Origin of the sequence: Streptomyces longhuiensis, from assembly GCF_020616555.1 — a bacterium.
Taxonomy (GTDB): Bacteria; Actinomycetota; Actinomycetes; order Streptomycetales; family Streptomycetaceae; genus Streptomyces; species Streptomyces longhuiensis.
Window position 1 is genome coordinate 3779656 of record NZ_CP085173.1, and the last position, 16651, is coordinate 3796306.

Below are 16651 nucleotides of genomic sequence, written 5' to 3' on the forward strand. Positions count from 1 at the left end.
CCCTGAATCAATCAAATGGCGTGTGGCGAGCGTCAGTTTCGTGTGACGTCGGCGGCGGGTGGCTGCGGTGAATTCCGTTACGCAGCAGACGAATTCCGAGGCTTCCAGGAAAGGTGAGCGTCCGATATTCACGTTTCGGGGAAGGTGCTATGCCCCCTTCGAGACATCCGCGGCCGTGGCGGTCGCCCTGCGTTGGGCCAGCGCCGCGACCGCGCCGACGGCGACGGACAGGCCGAGGCCTATCGCGACGGAGTACACGGGGTCGTCGCTGACCGCTCCGCCGAAGTAACCCACGCCCACCGAGTAGGCGGCCCAGACGACTTCGGCGAGTGCGGCACCGATCGCGAACTTGCCGGCCGGGTAGCGCGCCGCACCGGCCGCGAGCCCGCCGAGGAGGCGCCCGCTGGGCAGGAAGCGGACGCCGACGACGAACGGGATCCCGCCGCGCTGCACCCGCCCCGCGGCCCAGTCGAACAGCTCGCCCCTGCGCCCGCGCCCCGCGGCGCCGCCACGCACCCTGCGGCCGGCGAACCAGCCGAAGCGGTGGATGAGGACGTCGCCGGCGAGCGCGCTGCCGGCCACCGAGAGCAGCACCAGGACGAGGGACATCTCGCCGCGCGCGGCGAGCATCCCGCCGGTGACCAGGAGCACCGCGTTGGGCAGCAGGGGCGGCAGCGTGGTGACCGCGAGGATCGCGTACGCCCAGCAGGCGGCGCCCGACATCCGGGTGGACAGGCCGGACGTGAAGTCGACCCACGACATGAGTGAGGCGAAGTCCATCGGTCTCCCTTTCCCTGGGCCCGATGCCTCTTTGGAGGCATGCGCTGGGTCTTTGGTGAGGCGTGTTCCCAGGTCAGAGGCCCACTAGCGTCGCTGTGGGCAGCGGCGGGGCGTGTCCTGAGCTCCAACAGTAACCTACGCTATCGATAGTTTCACTATCACTAATGACGCAGGTGGCCATGACCGATGTGACGCTGTTCCTCCGAGAGTTCGCCCGCACCCGCCGGGACACCGGGGCCATCGCGCCCAGCAGTCCCCTGCTGGCGCGGGCCCTGACCCGCTATGTGATCCCCAGCCCCGGCCGCGCCCGCGCGGTCCTGGAGGTCGGCCCCGGTACGGGCGCCGTGACCCGGCGCATCAGGGCCTCGCTCGGCGCCCTGGACAGCCTCGACCTCGTCGAGGCCAACCCCCGCTTCGCCGAGCTCCTGCACCGCGACTACGGCGGCGACGAGCGGGTGCGGCTGCTCACCGGGCTCGTGCAGGAGCACGAGCTGGGGAGCTACGACACCATCGTGTGCGGGCTGCCGTTCGCCAATTTCGACGCGGGCACGGTCGAGGACATCTTCGGCAGGCTGCTCGCGGCGCTGCGTCCCGGCGGCACCCTGTCGTTCTTCGCGTACGCCGGGATGCCGCCGCTGCGCCGGGTGTTCACGACGGGCGGGGCGCGCGAGCGGACCCTCGCGGTGCAGGCCGTCGTCGGGCGGACCCTGGACCGGCACCGGTTCCGCACGGAGACGGTGTTCGGGAATCTGCCGCCCGCCCATGTGCACCATCTGGCGCCGGTGGCGCCACTGCTGGCGTACGCCGGGTGAGCCGGCGGGGGCTACGCGCTGTGCCTGCGCCCGCTGCGGATCCGGGCGGAGGCGTCCTCCTGGGCGATCCGGCGCAGCGCCGCCATGGCCGCGTCGCCGAGGACCGTGCCGAGGACGACGCCCTCGACCTTGCCGTCGGCGCTGGGCACATCGGCGAGCGCGCCGAGCTCGGCGACCGCCAACTCCCCGGCCGCGGCGGCGTACTTGTCGAGCAGGGTGAGCAGGTCGCCCCGGTCGAGGTCGCGGTAGGTCAGCACGATCTGGACGAGCGCCTGCCAGCCCGGATTCTCCGGCTTCGCCGCCCAGCCGTGCCGGAGCACGAGCTCGCGGACCTCGCCCTCGGCCCGCTCCCGGTCCTCGTCGGTGCCCCGCTCGACGGCGGCCCTGGTCACCGCGGACTGCGCGACGCCGAGCATGCCGTGGACCGTGCGGGTCGGGGAGTCGACCTCGGACAGGACGTCGCGTGCGGCCGCGATGGACAGGCCGCCGACCTCCAGCATCGCCCGGATCAGCTTGAGCCTGCGGACATGGGAATCGTCGTACGCGACCTGGTTCGGGCTGGTGCGCTCGCCCGGGGGCAACAGGCCCTCGCGCGAGTAGTACTTGATGGTGGGGACCGGAACTCCGGTACGCCGCGCCAGCTCTCCGATACGCATTCCATGAGGATACTGCGCTTTCCCCGCGACGTGCTCCCCACCCGGTGCGCGGGAATGCGAAGACGCTTTTATCACCGTTGAATTCACGCGCCATCGCGCTTCCATGCGTGCCTGCGACGCTCATTCGGCAGCGAACCCCTCCGCTCAGACGGAAGCCTCACCGGATGTCTTCACGAGATGCCCGCGCGAGAAGTCCTCGAGGGACCCCAGCCAAAGGAAACAGGTATGACCACACACGTGGCTCCGGAGATTCCTTCGGCGCCCGCCGAACTCAGTTACGGGCGCACCGTCGACCGCTCCCTGGTCCACCGGGCCGCGGTCTCCGAGGTCTTCGTCACGGACATCAGGGCGCTGGCCGCCAAGAAGGTCCGCTCCGCGGTCCAACTCCCGCTCACCCACGGCTACTACAGCGACCATCTCCAGCGGCCCGCGGTCTACGACGCGCTGTTGCTCCTGGAGTCGGGCCGGCAGGCGGCCATCGCCGGGTCGCACGCGCACATCGGGCTCTCCAAGGGCACCACGATGATCGTCGACACGTTCCGGCTCGACCTGTACGGACTCAAGGAACTGGTCGTCGGCCCGGAGCCCGGCCGGCTGCGCATCGACACCGAGTACATCGGGCAGCCCACGCGGCGCGGCCGCTACCGCAAGGGCAAGGTCGCCCAGCGCTACTTCGTCGACGACACCGAGGTCGGCGAGCACGAGATGGACGTGCTGTTCCTCAACCAGCACGAGAACGAGGTCCTGCGGCACGCGCAGCGCGGCACGCCCGCCCCGCTCACCTCGGACTTCTGCGACCACGGGGCCGCCGTGGACGACATCTGGCAGGCCGAGCCCGCCCGGGTGGGCCGCGGCAACCCGCTGAACGTCGTCCTCTCCCGCCCCCAGACGTCCCCCGCCGCGGTCTCGGCCGAGGTCACCCCGCGCTTCGACAACCGCGCGCTGTTCGACCACGTCTACGACCACCTGCCCGCGATGACGCTCGTCGAGGCGGCGCGGCAGCTGGCCCTGCTGTCCACCGGCGAGCCGCAGACGACGTACGCCGTCGGGTTCGAGGCGCGCTTCTCGCGGTTCGCCGAGCTCGACGAGCCGGTGCACGCCGAGGCGCCGCGGATGCGCGCGGACGGCGGCCGGACGCAGACCCCCGTGCGCTTCCTCCAGGGCGACGCCGAGATCGCGCACGTCACCGTCACCGTCGCACCCGGGAGTGAGCTGTGAGCAGCACGCAGGACGCGCGGGCGCCCCGTCGTCTCGCCGTCTGGACCGACTTCGGCGGGGTCCTCACCCCGCCGATCGCCCACACGATGGGCACCTTCTGCAAGGCGCAGGGCATCGATCCGCAGGCCCTTCAGCAGGCGCTCGGCAAGGTGACCGCCCGCTACTGCACCAGCGACATCATGGAGCCGATCGACACCCCTCTCGTCTCCGAGGAGGAGTGGCTCGCGCAGGTCTCCGAAGCGCTCGCCGCCGACCACGGCGTGACCGGCGTCCATCTGACGACGCTGGCCGACGCCTGGTTCGACGGGCGGGAGACCAACCACGCGTGGGTGGCGGCGCTGCGCACGTCGCGCGAGCGCGGCGCGTTCGTCGGGATGCTCTCCAACATGGTGCCGACCTGGGACGCGCACTGGCGCCGCATGGTCGACCCGGCGGAGCTCTTCGACGACGTCCTGCTGTCCTTCGAGGTCGGCCACCGCAAGCCGTCGCCCGGCATGTTCGCCCTCGCCGCCGAGCGCGCCGGGGTGCCGGCCGAGAACTGCGTGCTCGTCGACGACCTGGCGCACAACTGCGCGGGCGCTGAGGCGGCCGGCTGGCAGGCGATCCACTTCACCGACACGGCCGAGGCGGCGGAGCGGCTCGACGCGCTCCTGTCCGCGGCCCCCATCCTCCACTCCCAGGAGCTGACTCCGTGAGCCGTTCCGTGCTCGTCACCGGCGGGAACCGGGGCATCGGCCTCGCCACCGCCCGCGCCCTGGCCGAACAGGGCGACAAGGTCGCCGTCACGTACCGCACCGGTGAGCCGCCCGAGGGCCTGTTCGGGGTGCGCTGCGACGTCACGGACCCCGAGTCCGTGCGGCGCGCGGTCGACGAGGCCCGCATCCAGCACGGGCCGATCCAGGTGCTCGTCTCCAACGCCGGGATCACCCGCGACGAGCTGCTCGTCGGCATGGAGGACGACGACTTCCGCGCGGTCATCGAGACGAATCTGATGTCGGCGGTGACCGTCGCCAAGGAGGTCGTGCCGGACATGCTCAAGGCCCGCTGGGGCCGGGTCGTCCTCATGTCCTCGATGAGCGCGATGGCGGGCGCGCCCGGCCAGACCAACTACGCCGCGTCCAAGGCCGGGTTGATCGGTTTCGGCCGCTCGCTCGCCCGCGAGGTGGGCCGCCGCAACATCACGGTCAACATCGTCTCGCCCGGCCTGATCGAGACCGACATGGTCAAGGACGTCACCGACGCCCGGCGTCAGCACGTCCTCGGCCAGACGTCCCTGTTCCGGGCCGGCACCCCTGACGAGGTCGCCGCCGCCGTCCGCTTCCTGGCAAGCGAGGAGGCCTCGTACGTCACGGCGGCGATCCTCCCGGTCACGGGCGGCCTCGGCGTGGGCCACTAGCCGGCCCGGTTTGCGGCACTCCAACGTCCCTTACAGGAAAGGAACTCCATGTCCAACGCCACCGTTCTGGAGATCGCCCAGCAGATGGGCAAGATCTTCAACGACCTCGACGAGAAGGTCGCCCACGAGCTGGTCGCCCCCGGCTTCGTCGACTACGAGGCCCCGCCCGGCACCCCCGGCGGCCCGTCGGGCTACCTCGGCACCGCCCGCTGGATGAACTCCGTGTTCTCCGAGGCCGGCTGGGACCACATCGACTCGTTCGCGGACGGCGACAAGGCCGTCATCCGGGTGCGCTTCACCGGTATCCACACCGGCAACTTCCTCGGCTTCGAGGGCACCGGCAACAAGGTCGACGTCGAGCACATCCACATCTACCGCGTCGGTGACGACGGTCTGGTGCACGAGCACTGGGCCTGCCGCCAGGACCTGTTCCTGCTGGCGCAGATCGGCGCCGTCGAGCTGAAGCTGCCGCCGGCGGGCACGCAGGCGTAACGCCGTTCGTACGCGCGGGCCAGGCCGCCGGACCTTTCGAGGGCCGGCGGCCTCCTCGCGTCCCCAAGCCGTAGGAAAGGAAAGACATCGTGCGAGCAAAGGGGGCGGCGTGGGCGCTGATCGCGACCTCGCTGCCCATGTTCATGGTGGCCGTCGACAACCTCGTCGTGACCAACGCGCTGACCGTCATCTCCCGCGACCTGGGGGTGCGCCAGTCCGGCCTCCAGTGGGTCGTCAACGGGTACATTCTGGCGTTCGCGGGGCTGCTGCTCGCGGGCGCCGCTCTCGGCGACCGGATCGGCCGGCGGCGCGTCTTCGTGTGGGGCATCGGGCTCTTCACCGTCGCGTCCGCGGCGTGCGCGCTCTCCGACTCGGCGGGCCTGCTCGTCGCCGCCCGGGTCGTGCAGGGGGCGGGGGCCGCGGCCGTCCTGCCGGTCTCGCTGACGCTGGCCGTCGCGGCCGTCGCCCCGGAGCGCAGGCCGCTCGCGGTCGGTGTGTGGGGCGGGGTCAACGGCCTGGGCATCGCGCTCGGCCCGATGGCCGGCGGCCTGGTCACACAGGGGCTCGACTGGCACTGGATCTTCTGGATCAACGTGCCGGTGGGGGCGGTCGCGCTCCCTCTCGCCCTGTGGGCGATCCGTGAGTCCAAGGGTGCGCCGCGCCGCCTCGACGTGCCGGGCATCGCGTTCGTGACGGGTGCGGTGGTGGCGGCCGTGTGGGGCATCGTGCAGGCAGCCGACAGCGGCTGGACCGCGGTGCGTCCGCTGGCCGGACTCGCCGTGTCCGCCGCGCTGTTCGCCGGTTTCGCCTGGTGGCAGCGGCGCACCCCGACGCCTCTCGCGCCGCTGCACCTCTACCGCGTACGCCCCTTCATGCTGAGCAACGCGCTGGCCCTGACCATGTACTTCGGGGTGTTCGGCGCGATCTTCTTCCTCGCTCAGTTCATGCAGGGGCCGATGGGCTACTCGCCGTTCGAGGCGGGTCTGCGTACGTTGCCGTGGACCGCGGCGCCGATGGTGGTCGTGCCGCTGGCCAGCGCGCTGGTCGGGCGAGTGGGCGGCGGGCCGCTCCAGGCCGCGGGGTGTCTGCTCCAGGCGGTCGCGCTGGTGTGGCTGGCCCTGATCTCGAAGCCCGGTCTGGCGTACGGGCAGATGGTCGGCGCCATGGTCCTCGCGGGCGTCGGCATGGGTCTCGTCTTCGCGGCGAACCCGGCTACGGTCATCGGCTCGGTCGCGGAGCACGAGCACAATCTCGCGTCCGGCGTGAACAACACGATCCGCGAGTTCGGCGGCGCCCTCGGCATCGCCGTCCTGACCGCCGTGTACACGCACGGCGGCCTCCGCAGCGCGGTGCTGACGGGGGCCGCCGTGGTGTTCGCCGGGGCGTTCGCGGGCCTTGCTATCGGTCGTACGCCAGCACCGCGCGCGTTCGCGCCAGTACCTTCTGCTCCGCACAGCGCACCGTCAGATCGACCCGAACCGTCCCGTCTTCCCTGACGTCGCCCACGGTGCCGTCGACGGTGAGGTCCACGCCGTCGGCGGTGTCGGGGACGAGGACCGGGCGGGTGAAGCGGGTGCCGTACTCGATGAGGGTGGCCCGCTCGCCCGCCCACTGGGTGACGGCGGTCGCGGCGACGCCCATGCCGAGCATGCCGTGCGCGATGACACCGGGCAGGCCCACGGCGGCGGCGCGGGAGTCGGACCAGTGGATGGGGTTGTGGTCGCCGGACGCGGCGGCGTAGGCCACGAGCCGCTCGCGGGTGTAACGGAAGGTGCGGGTCGGCAGCCGGTCGCCGGGCCGCGGTACCTGGCTCATACGGCTTCCTCCTTACGGGAGACGAGGGTCGAGGTCGTCGTGCACACGGGCGCACCGCCGTCCGCCTCGCGCAGGTGTCCGCGCAGGGTGACGACGTCGTTCCCGTCGACCGTCTCGGCGGCGGCGATCTCGACGGTGACGGTGAGCCGGTCCCCGGCGCGCACCGGGCGGACCGACTCGAAGCGCTGGTCGCGGTGGACGGCCCGCGCGAAGTCGAAGCCGAGGTCCGGGTCGTCGAGGACCTGCTTCATGACGTGCAGGGACAGCACGATGGGGAAGGTGGGCGGCGCGACGGCGCCGTCACCGGCCGGCGCCCCGAGGACGGCGGCGAACTCCCTGATCTTCTCGCGGCCCACTTCGTACGGCTCGGTGGGCGGGTACGTCCGGCCCGCACAGGCCGGGTCGAGGGTGGCGGTGGGCATACGGGCTCCTTCGGGGGAGGTCGACGGAAAAGGCAGCGGCGCCCGCGGGGAGACTCGCGGGCGCCGCTGCCGTCATCGGGGCAGCCTCAGCGGGGGCTGCGCACCACCAGGGCCGCGGCGTTGCCGTCCCGGCCCACGGAGGTGACGAGGGCCGTCACCGGCGAGGCCGGCGGCTCTGCCTGCCACAGCGCGAGGAGGGCGGCGAGCTGCAGGGCGCCGCTCGCGCTGTACGTCTCGCCGAGCACATCGGCGACCCGTACCGCGCGCGGCAGCTCACCCCCGAGCGCGGCCCGCACGCCGCGCTCCTCGATCCGCTCCAGGCCGCGGTGGTGGACGGCGCCGAGGGAGACGGCCGTCACCTCCTCGGGGCGGACCCCGCTGCGGTCGAGGGCGCGCGCGACGGCGTTCGCGAGACCGTCGGCGTACTGACGCGGGTCCGGTGTGAACCGCACCTCGCACGCGAGGAGTTCGGCCAGGGCCCCCTCCGCAGGGTCCTGCTGAACGGTGAAGACGGCCGCGCCCTCACCGAGCGCCGCGTCCTCGCGGAGCACCCCGGTGCGGTGCCACGCCCATGCCGCCGGGGCGCTCAGTTCCTCCACGCCGCCGACGAGGAGCCGCTCGGCGCGGCCGAGGCCGAGCGCGAGGCGTGCGTGCCGGAACGCGAGCAGCGAGGCGGTCTGGCCGCCGGCGACGGTCGCGTTCAGGCCGCGCAGGCCGTTGCGGATGGCGATCTGCCCGGAGGTGCTGTTCATGACGGTGTTCGGGAACTGGCCCGGGTTCACCAGGTACGGCTTCTCCAGGGTCAGCGTGTCGTACAGGAGGGAACTGTGCGTCGACACGGAGCCGGTGTTGGTGGCGAGCACGACGCCGGTGCGGCCGCCGCTCACCTCCGCCCCCTCCAGGACCTCCTTGCAGGCCACCAGGCCGAAGGAGGTGAGCCGGTCGAGGTACTTGGTGCCCTTGCGGCCCAGGTGTGCCTTGACGTCGAAGCCGTGGACGGCGCGGACGGGGCGCGGCGGGTACGCTTCCGCGTCCTCACCGGCCGGATGCCTCTCCAACTCGCCCTGCTTGAGCAGAAGTTCACCGAGCGGGGCAAGTCCGTACCCGGCCGCGGAGACGACTCCGGCGCCGGTGACGTAGAGCGGTGCGGCGGTCGCGACGGCGGCCGTGCCCGCGGTCGCAGTCGCGGTCGTCACGAGACCCTCCCCAGGATGGTGATGACGTTGTTCCCGCCGAAGGCGAACCCGTGGTTCTGCACGATGTCCAGGCGGGCCTCGCGGCCGACGCCGGGCACGCAGTCCACGCCCTCGCCGAGCGCCGGGTCGGACTCGGTGACGTTGGCCGTGGGTGGCAGGAAGTCCTGCTCGAACGCCTTGCAGCAGGCGATCGCGCCGAAGCCGGACGCGGCGCCCATGGTGTGGCCGAGCATCGACTTGATGGAGCTGATCGGCGGGATGCGGTCGCCGAACACCTCGCGGGCGGCGGCCACTTCGGTGGAGTCGTTCGTCGGCGTGCCCGTGCCGTGGGCGCAGATGTAGTCGATCTGCGCGGCCTCGACGCCCGCCGCCTCGTGCGCGGCCCTGATGCCCGCGGCGATGCTGGTCGCGTCGGGGTGCACCATGTGGGCGGCGTCGCAGTTGGCCGCGTAGCCGAGGATCTCCGCGTACATGCGGGCGCCGCGCGCCACGGCGTGCTCGTACGTCTCCAGGACGAGGACGGCGCCGCCCTCGCCGGTGACGATGCCGGAGCGGTCGGCGGCGAAGGGCCGCGGCACGTCCTCGGCCATCGCGCCGAGCGCGTAGAACCCGGCGTGGGTGAGGCGGTTGACGGCGTCGGCGCCGCCCGCGAGCATCACCTCGGCCTCGCCGCTGCGCACCAGGTCGTAGGCGTAGCCGAGCGCGTAGTTGGAGGCGGAGCAGGCCGTCGGGATGGTCTGCGTCTCGCCGGTGAGGCGCAGTTCCGCGCTGACCGCGTTGGCGATCCTGGACGCCGGTGTCTGGCCCGCGAGTTCGCCGTCGATCGAGGCGAGCCCGCCCTCGATCCACTGCTCGGCGAGCGCCTGGACGACCGCGGACTCGCCGCTGGTGGTGCCCATGACGGCGCCCGCGCGGGCCGTGTCGAGCTGCTCCTCGTCGATGTCCGCGTCGGCGACGGCGAGCCGGGCGGCGGCCGCCGCGAGCAGGCCGCTGCGGCCCCAGCGCGGCGGGTCGAGCCGCTTGAGGTGGTCGGCGGGCTCGAAGTCGAGGACCTCGCCGGCCTTACGGCGCGGGAAGGCGCTCGCGTCGAAGGACTCGATGGGGGCGGTGCCGTTGACGCCCGCCCGGACGGCGGCGGCGAACACGTCGGCGCCGATGCCGACGGGCGACACCGCGCCGAGCCCGGTGATGACGACGCGGCGCGAGGGGCGTGCCGCACCGGCGGTGTCAGCCATTCTCGCTCTCCCCCGCCCGCTGGCCCGCGGCGTGCTGGACAACGGCGTCGACGAGGAGACGCAGATTCACCAGATCGCCGAGGGTGTCCTTCGGAATGGCCACTCCCAATTCCTTCTCTATTCGGGAGACCACGGTGATGAGGGAGAGCGAGTCACTGTCGTAGTCGTCGATGAAATGACCGCCGTCCGTCAGCTCTCCTTCTTCCAGCTCGAGTTCCTCGATGACGATCCGGCTCACCTGCTCGTGGTAGCCGGCCGCCGACGCCACGGTCTGCTGAGTCATGTGTGTTCCTCTCATCGCCTGCTGCCTTGACGAAGGGAACGTAAGCGGGCCGGAGCGGGCCGGACAAGGGGCGCCCAACGAAAGAGACAGCGCATTCCCCGAAAGTGACAGCAAAGGCTTCTCCCCCGCCCCGCGCGGGTATTCCGAGACCTTTTATCTGCCCTCTACGGCGGTTCCAAATCCCTCTGGAATCATCGCCGTAGCCGTAATTCCGGGAGACAGAAGAAGGCGATGGACGAGATGACAGGTCCGCGATTGGCTCTGGTGTTTCCGGGGCAGGGCGCGCAGCAGGCGGGAATGGGCCGGCCGTGGGCGTCGAGCCCCGGCTGGTTCCTGGCCGAGCGGGCGAGCGAGGTGTCCGGGCGTGACGTGGTGCAGCTGCTGCTCCGCGCCGACGACGCGTATCTGCGGCGCACCGACAACGCGCAGCTCGCCACGTTCGTCCTGGAGATGGTGATCCTGAGCGAGCTGCGGCAGGTCCTGCCCGCCGCGGGCCGCCCCCTGGTGTGCGCGGGCCACAGCCTCGGCGAGTACGCGGCGCTCGTCGCGGCCGGCGTCATCGGTTTCGAGGACGGCGTACGGCTCGTCGCGGCGCGCGGCGAGGCGATGCGCAAGGCGTGCGCGGACGCGCCCGGCACGATGGCCGTGGTCCTCGGCCTGTCCGCCGGTGAACTGGAGAAGGCCGCCGCCTCCGTGCGCGAGGACGGCGGCCGGGTCTGGGTCGCGAACCTCAACTCGCCTCAGCAGACGGTCCTTTCGGGCGAGACCGCTGCCGTGGAGCGGTGCTCCGCGGTGGCCGTGGAGCTGGGGGCGACGCGTGTCGTGTCGATCCCGGTCGGCGGCGCCTTCCACACGCCGCTGATGGCCCCCGCCGCCGTGTCGTTCGAGCGGACCCTGGCGGAGACCGAGTTCCTGCACGGCTTCGCGCCGGTCGTGGCGAACGTCGACGCCCGCCCCTACCGCGGTTCCGACGGCTGGCCCGGGCTCCTGAAGCGGCAGCTGACGTCGCCGGTGCGCTGGACGGACTCGGTGCGCACGATGGCCGACGCGCTGCACTGCGACATGTTCGTCGAGATCGGTCCCGGCCGTACGCTCACGGGCCTGGCCCGCAAGACCGCGCCGCGCGTCTCCCGGCTCACGGTCGGCGAACCGGGGCAGCTGCCGGCGGTGCCGACCCCGCTCCCGTCGACACCGACGCGGAGCGTGGCATGAACTCCACTAAGCAGGCAGACCGTTGGGACGCGATCGTCGTCGGCTCCGGCATCGGCGGTCTCGTCTGCGCCGCGTATCTCGCGGTCTGCGGCAAGCGGGTCCTGGTCGCCGAGCAGGGCGGCGTCGCGGGCGGCAACAGCCATGTGTTCCGCAGGCGCCGCGCCTACGAGTTCGATGTCGGTGTGCACTATCTCGGCGACTGCGGGCCGGACGGACTGCTGCCCGCGGTCCTGGACGGGCTCGGTCTGCGCGAGCGGCTCACGTACCGCGAGATGGACCCGGACGGCTTCGACCGCATCGTGATCCCCGGCGCCACGCTCGACATGCCGGCGGACTGGGCGACGTACCGCAAACGGCTCCAGGAGGCGTGCCCGGCCGACGCCGCGGGGATCGACACGTTCCTCGACGTCGTGGCGGGGCTCGGCACCGAGCGGCGGGACGCGATCGTCGCCGCCGAGGACCTCCCGATGTCCGAACTCCCGCAGCACGCACCGCGGTCGGTGGCCTGGGGGCGCCGCACCCTGACCGAGCTGTTCGACCACTGCGGCCTGTCGCCACGGGCCCGTACCCTGCTCGCCGCCCAGTCGCCGAACTACGGCATGGCGCCCGGCGAGGCGACCGTCGCCCTGCACGCCACGGTCACCGACCACTACATCCGGGGCGCCTACTACCCGCAGGGCGGCGGCCAGATGCTCGCGGCCGGGCTCCTCGAAGTGATCCGCGCGCACGGCGGCGCGCTGCGCACGTACAGCAGGGTGACGCGGATCGCCGTCGAGGAGGGCCGCACGCGGGGCGTCGAGTTCGCCGACGGCAGCCGCGCGTCCGCCCCGGTCGTCGTCTCGAACGCCGACTACCGGCGCACCATGCTGGACCTCGTCGGCGCGCGGAACCTGCCGCGCCGCCTCGCCGCCAAGACGCGCGACGCCCGGATGGCGCTCCCCTGGGCGGCGGTCTACGTGGCCCTCGACCGGGACATCGAACAGCAGGCCAACCTGTGGTGGTACCGCGGCGACGACATCGAGCGGTTCTACGCGGGGCTGCGCGCCGGCACCGTGGAGGGCGGCTCGGACTTCCTCTTCGCGTCGTTCGCCTCCGGCAAGGACGACGTCACGCCCCGCATCTGCCCTCCGGGCCACTCCAACTTCCAGCTGATGACGCTGTGCCCGCCCGGCTTCGAGCAGTGGGGCGTGAGCACGGGCCCCGCGGACGGCGAGAAGTACCGGCGCAACCCCGCCTACCAGAAGGAGAAGGCCCGCCTCACGGACGCGGTCCTGGACGCGGCGGAGGAGCTGCTCGGCCCGCTGCGCGGTCACCTCACACACCTGGAGACCGCGACGCCCCTCACCCACGAGCGCTACACGCTCTCCAGCGGCGGTACGCCCTTCGGCATGGCGCACTGGGGCGCGGCCGGGGCCCGCCCGGACTCGGCGACCTTCGTCGAGGGCCTCTACATCGCCGGCGCGGACACCCGCTACGGCAACGGCATCACGGGCTCGGCGGTCAGCGGCATCGCCTGCGCGGGCCGGATCCTGGACCGCCGCCTGATGCACGAGGTCCACACGGGGTCCGTCCTCTCGGCCCCGTCCCTGCTCCCGGAACGAGGCGAGGGCTGGGACCCGCTGGATGTGTCCAAGGGAGACGACGTCCTGCTGTGAACCGACCCACGAGGAGACCCTCGACGCACTTCACCCTGGTCGTGGCCCGCACCGACCGCTGCCGAGCAGGCCTGAGCGGGCGGTGCGGGCCGGGCACGCGATGCGGCTGAGTGCCGACGAGCGGCGGGAGGCCGTCGTACGGGCCGCGTTCGCCGAGTTCGCCGGGCGCGGGTACCACGGCACGTCGACGGAGGCGATCGCGCAGCGGGTCGGGGTGTCGCAGCCTTACCTGTTCCGGTTCTTCCCGACCAAGCACGACCTGTTCGAGGCGGCCACCGACCGCTGCTTCCAGCGCCTCGCCCAGGCCCTGGGCGAGGCGCCCGCGACCCTTGAGGGGATGTCCCGGGCGTACGCGGAGCTGCGCGCCGACCGGGACGTCCCCCTCATGCTGCTCCAGGCCGCCGCCACGGCCGCGTCGCCGGGCCAGGACGCGTTCGCCGCGCGGGTCCGGCGCGGCTGGCTGGACCTGTGGGACCTGGCCGGCGAGCGCACGGGCGCCCCGCCCGCCGAACTCGCCGCGCTCTTCGCCCGCAGCCTGCCGCCCGCAGCTCCCCCGCACCCGACCCCGATCGCGCCCCCGGCCTCGACCTCGCTGCCGATTCCGGCGGCGGCGGTCAGCCCCGGTAGAGGTCCTCGATCTCCCGCTCGTACGCGGCCGCGACCGCATGCCTCTTGATCTTCAACGAGGGGGTGAGCAGCCCGTTGTCCTCGGTGAACTCGCCTTCCACCACAGCGAATTCACGGATGGACTCCGCCCGCGAGACCGCCTCGTTCGCATAGTCGACGGCCTGCTGCACCGCGGCGGTCATCCGCGGGTCGCGGACGACGTCGGCCATCGGGGTGTCGGCGGGCATCTTCCGTACGGACAGCCAGTGCGCGACCGCCTCCGGCTCCAGCGTGATCAGCGCGCCGACGTAGGAACGGTTGTCGCCCACGACGATGCACTGGCCGACGGGCGGGCGGCTGCGCAGCCGGTCCTCCAGGACGGCCGGCGAGACGTTCTTGCCGCCGGAGGTGACGATGATGTCCTTCTTGCGGCCGGTGATGGTGAGATAGCCGTCCTCGTCGAGGGCGCCCAGGTCACCGGTGGCGAACCAGCCGCCGTCGAGCACCTCTGCCGTCGCCTCGGGGTTGTTCCGGTATCCGCCGAAGACGATGCCGCCCTTGACGAGCACCTCCCCGTCGTCGGCGATCCGCACGGCCGTGCCCGGCACCGGGAGGCCGACCGTCCCGGGACGCGGGGCGAGCGGTGGGGTGATCGTGGCGGCGGCGCTGGTCTCCGTCAGCCCGTACCCCTCGTAGATGAGGATCCCGGCGGCGTAGAAGAAGAGGTTGAGGCGCCGGTCGAGGGGGGAGCCACCGCTGATCGCGTAGCGCAGGCGCCCGCCGAGCTCCTTGCGCACACGGCGGAACACCAGCAGGTCGTAGAGGGCGTGGGCGATCCGGAGACCGAGGGACGGGCCCTTGCCGCGGGGATCCCTGCCGTGGCCGAGCAAGCGGGCCATGTGCGCCTCGCCGTAGTTCACCGCGATCCGGTCGGCCCGGTCGAACGACGCACCGCGGCCGAGTTTCTCCGCGGTGGCCCGGCCCGTGTCGTGGATCTTCTCGAAGAGGTACGGCACCCCGACCACGAACGTCGGCCGGAACGAGAGCAGTTGGGGCCGCAGCTCGTCGGGCTTGATGCCGGGGCAGTGGCCCAGTTCGATGCGGGCGAGCATGCAGGAGATCTGGATGGTGCGGCCGAGGATGTGCGCCAGGGGAAGGAACAGCAGCGTCGAGGCGACCTGCCCGGTCACCTCCTTGAAGATGGGGTGCAGCAGCTCCACCGTGTTCGCGGCCTCGGCGTGCAGATTGGCGTGGGTGAGGACGCAGCCCTTCGGCTTCCCGGTGGTCCCGGAGGTGTAGCAGACGGTCGCGACGGTGTCGGGGGTGAGGGCGGAGCGCCGCTTGGTCACCTCTTCGTCGTCCACCTCCCGTCCCAGGGTGGCGAGTTCGAGTACGGCGCCCGCGTTCAGTTCCCAGCAGCGCGGCCGCTCGTCCTCGGGCAGCGCGGCGAGCGCGGCCCGCGCGGTGGCCGTGTTCTCGGGCGTCTCGGTGATCAGATGGCGCGCGCCCGAGTCCCGGACGATCCACTCGATCTGTTCGGCCGACGAGGTGGCGTAGACGGGTACGGTCTGCCCGCCGGCCGCCCAGATGGCGAAGTCGAGGACGGTCCACTCGTAGCGCGTACGGGACATGAGGGCGACGCGCCCGCCGGGTTCGAGGCCTCCCGCGATCAGCCCCTTGGCCGCCGCGGTGACCTCACGCGCGAAGGCCGCCGCCGTGACGGGACGCCAGTGTTCGCCCTCCCGGCGCCGCAGGACCACGGCGTCGGGCGCCTCGGCGGCGTTCGTGAAGGGGATGTCGGCGGGCGTGCTCCCGCCGGGGTCCGCGGCGAGGGCGGCCGTGCGTGCCTCGCGCACGGTTCCGTGCCCGTCCTTGACGGTCTCGACGGTGGCCCGGTCCGTCAAGTCATCGCGCTGCTGTGCCCGTTGAAGATCCTTGCGTACGCCCATGACGGCTCCAGGTCGCGGCTGACGTGATCCCTGCGTCTCGCTCGTCCCACGCAGACTTGCAGACTTACTCGGCCGTCAACTTACTCACGCGTAAGGGAAATTCAATGGGGCCGACGCGACCGAACGGCGCGGGCGGGTGAGGGGTCCCCGCGCGGTCGGGCGCCGTGCGCGGGGTCAGGCGTCGCGCGGGGTCCAGACCTCGCCGTCGAGGACATGCCGCATCCCCACCCACACCATGTTCATCAGCCGCAGCGCGATCCCGTCCGGGGACTGGCCCGGGTGGCGCTCCATCCAGTCGGTGAGCGCGTCGGCGGCGCCGACGAGCGCGTGCGCCACGAAGTCGGCGTCCTCGGCGTCGAGCAGGGCTCCCCGTCCGCTGTCCGCGATGCCGTCCCCGACCAGGCCCGCGACCTCGGCCATGACGGCCCGGCGCGCCTGCGCGACGGCGGCGGCGACGGCGGCGCTGAGCTCGGCGGCCTGACGGTGCAGGACGACCCAGGAGTCACGGTGCCCGGCGACGAACGCGAAGAACGCGGCGAGGCCCGCGTAGAGGCGCTCCTCGGGTTCGCCGCCCGCTCGCGCCGCCCCCTGGAACGCGGCGACGAGCCGGTCCGACTCCCGGCGCAGGCACGCCAGGAACAGCCCTTCCTTGGAGTCGAGGTAGAGATAGACCATCGGCTTGGAGACGCCCGCGAGTTCGGCGATCTCGTCGACGGAAGCGGCGTGGTACCCGCGCTTGGCGAAGACCCGCACGGCGACGTCGATCATCTGCTGCTCGCGCTCACGGCGCGGCACACGGCGCCGTCGGCCGGCCGGAGGGCCCGCTCCGTCACCGCGCGCCCCGGAAGGCTCCCCGAGCCGCCCGTAGCCTTCGGCCGGATCGCCCGTTATACCCGTCACGCTTGTCAGCCCATCTGCCCCGGC

18 protein-coding genes are annotated in these 16651 nt (G+C 72.4%); 9 read left to right on the top strand and 9 right to left on the bottom strand.

What is annotated here, in order from left to right; genetic code table 11:
- Positions 1–147: 147 nt before the first annotated feature.
- Positions 148–780: a DedA family protein gene (locus LGI35_RS17485; protein ID WP_227294738.1), complete on the bottom strand. Its 633-nt coding sequence runs from the start codon at positions 778–780 to the stop codon at positions 148–150.
- A 164-nt stretch (positions 781–944) separates the two neighbouring features.
- On the opposite strand from LGI35_RS17485, the gene LGI35_RS17490 reads away from it, so the two are divergent.
- The gene (locus tag LGI35_RS17490; protein WP_227294739.1) at positions 945–1592 is read left to right on the top strand and encodes a class I SAM-dependent methyltransferase; all 648 of its coding nucleotides are present in this window, start codon (positions 945–947) and stop codon (positions 1590–1592) included.
- Between the two features lie 11 nt (positions 1593–1603).
- On the opposite strand, the gene LGI35_RS17495 is transcribed toward LGI35_RS17490, so the two are convergent.
- The gene (locus LGI35_RS17495) at positions 1604–2248 is read right to left on the bottom strand and encodes a MerR family transcriptional regulator (protein ID WP_227294740.1); all 645 of its coding nucleotides are present in this window, start codon (positions 2246–2248) and stop codon (positions 1604–1606) included.
- 225 nt (positions 2249–2473) lie between these two features.
- On the opposite strand from LGI35_RS17495, the gene LGI35_RS17500 reads away from it, so the two are divergent.
- The 5 genes from LGI35_RS17500 to LGI35_RS17520 all read left to right on the top strand — a co-directional run bounded on the left by LGI35_RS17500 (position 2474) and on the right by LGI35_RS17520 (position 6850).
- Positions 2474–3466 carry an AfsA-related hotdog domain-containing protein gene (locus tag LGI35_RS17500; protein WP_227294741.1) on the top strand — a complete coding sequence of 331 codons (993 nt, stop codon included), beginning with the start codon at positions 2474–2476 and terminating at the stop codon, positions 3464–3466.
- On the top strand, positions 3463–4161 hold the full coding sequence (locus tag LGI35_RS17505; RefSeq protein ID WP_227294742.1) for an HAD family hydrolase: 699 nt from the start codon (positions 3463–3465) through the stop codon (positions 4159–4161). The genes LGI35_RS17500 and LGI35_RS17505 overlap by 4 nt, the downstream gene beginning before the upstream one ends.
- Positions 4158–4862 carry a 3-oxoacyl-ACP reductase FabG gene (gene fabG / locus LGI35_RS17510; RefSeq protein WP_227294743.1) on the top strand — a complete coding sequence of 235 codons (705 nt, stop codon included), beginning with the start codon at positions 4158–4160 and terminating at the stop codon, positions 4860–4862. Before LGI35_RS17505 ends, fabG begins: the two co-directional genes overlap by 4 nt.
- 48 nt (positions 4863–4910) lie before the next feature.
- Positions 4911–5354, top strand: a complete 444-nt coding sequence (locus tag LGI35_RS17515; RefSeq protein ID WP_116512913.1) for an ester cyclase — start codon at positions 4911–4913, stop codon at positions 5352–5354.
- Between the two features lie 89 nt (positions 5355–5443).
- Complete coding sequence (locus tag LGI35_RS17520) at positions 5444–6850, top strand: MFS transporter (protein ID WP_227294744.1); 1407 nt, start codon at positions 5444–5446, stop codon at positions 6848–6850.
- On the opposite strand, the gene LGI35_RS17525 is transcribed toward LGI35_RS17520, so the two are convergent.
- The 5 genes from LGI35_RS17525 to LGI35_RS17545 all read right to left on the bottom strand — a co-directional run bounded on the left by LGI35_RS17525 (position 6753) and on the right by LGI35_RS17545 (position 10305).
- Positions 6753–7169, bottom strand: coding sequence for a MaoC/PaaZ C-terminal domain-containing protein (locus LGI35_RS17525; protein WP_227294745.1), 417 nt, complete (start codon positions 7167–7169; stop codon positions 6753–6755). The genes LGI35_RS17520 and LGI35_RS17525 overlap by 98 nt on opposite strands.
- Positions 7166–7591, bottom strand: a complete 426-nt coding sequence (locus LGI35_RS17530) for an FAS1-like dehydratase domain-containing protein (RefSeq protein WP_227294746.1) — start codon at positions 7589–7591, stop codon at positions 7166–7168. Before LGI35_RS17530 ends, LGI35_RS17525 begins: the two co-directional genes overlap by 4 nt.
- An 86-nt stretch (positions 7592–7677) precedes the next feature.
- Positions 7678–8787, bottom strand: coding sequence for a beta-ketoacyl synthase N-terminal-like domain-containing protein (locus tag LGI35_RS17535; protein ID WP_227294747.1), 1110 nt, complete (start codon positions 8785–8787; stop codon positions 7678–7680).
- Positions 8784–10022 carry a beta-ketoacyl-[acyl-carrier-protein] synthase family protein gene (locus LGI35_RS17540; protein ID WP_227294748.1) on the bottom strand — a complete coding sequence of 413 codons (1239 nt, stop codon included), beginning with the start codon at positions 10020–10022 and terminating at the stop codon, positions 8784–8786. Before LGI35_RS17540 ends, LGI35_RS17535 begins: the two co-directional genes overlap by 4 nt.
- The gene (locus tag LGI35_RS17545; RefSeq protein ID WP_227294749.1) at positions 10015–10305 is read right to left on the bottom strand and encodes an acyl carrier protein; all 291 of its coding nucleotides are present in this window, start codon (positions 10303–10305) and stop codon (positions 10015–10017) included. The genes LGI35_RS17540 and LGI35_RS17545 overlap by 8 nt, the downstream gene beginning before the upstream one ends.
- A 240-nt stretch (positions 10306–10545) precedes the next feature.
- Between LGI35_RS17545 and LGI35_RS17550 the strand changes: the two genes are divergently transcribed.
- The 3 genes from LGI35_RS17550 to LGI35_RS17560 all read left to right on the top strand — a co-directional run bounded on the left by LGI35_RS17550 (position 10546) and on the right by LGI35_RS17560 (position 13848).
- Positions 10546–11517, top strand: coding sequence for an ACP S-malonyltransferase (locus tag LGI35_RS17550; RefSeq protein WP_227294750.1), 972 nt, complete (start codon positions 10546–10548; stop codon positions 11515–11517).
- Positions 11514–13172: a phytoene desaturase family protein gene (locus tag LGI35_RS17555; RefSeq protein WP_227294751.1), complete on the top strand. Its 1659-nt coding sequence runs from the start codon at positions 11514–11516 to the stop codon at positions 13170–13172. The genes LGI35_RS17550 and LGI35_RS17555 overlap by 4 nt, the downstream gene beginning before the upstream one ends.
- 82 nt (positions 13173–13254) lie before the next feature.
- On the top strand, positions 13255–13848 hold the full coding sequence (locus LGI35_RS17560; RefSeq protein ID WP_227294752.1) for a TetR/AcrR family transcriptional regulator: 594 nt from the start codon (positions 13255–13257) through the stop codon (positions 13846–13848).
- On the opposite strand, the gene LGI35_RS17565 is transcribed toward LGI35_RS17560, so the two are convergent.
- Together LGI35_RS17565 and LGI35_RS17570 are read right to left on the bottom strand one after the other, a co-directional pair.
- Positions 13787–15727 (bottom strand): AMP-dependent synthetase/ligase, encoded by a 1941-nt coding sequence (locus LGI35_RS17565; protein WP_227294753.1) that lies wholly within the window; start codon positions 15725–15727, stop codon positions 13787–13789. The two genes, LGI35_RS17560 and LGI35_RS17565, sit on opposite strands and share 62 nt — an antisense overlap.
- A gap of 174 nt (positions 15728–15901) precedes the next feature.
- Positions 15902–16627 carry a TetR/AcrR family transcriptional regulator gene (locus LGI35_RS17570; RefSeq protein ID WP_341483369.1) on the bottom strand — a complete coding sequence of 242 codons (726 nt, stop codon included), beginning with the start codon at positions 16625–16627 and terminating at the stop codon, positions 15902–15904.
- Positions 16628–16651 lie beyond the last annotated feature (24 nt).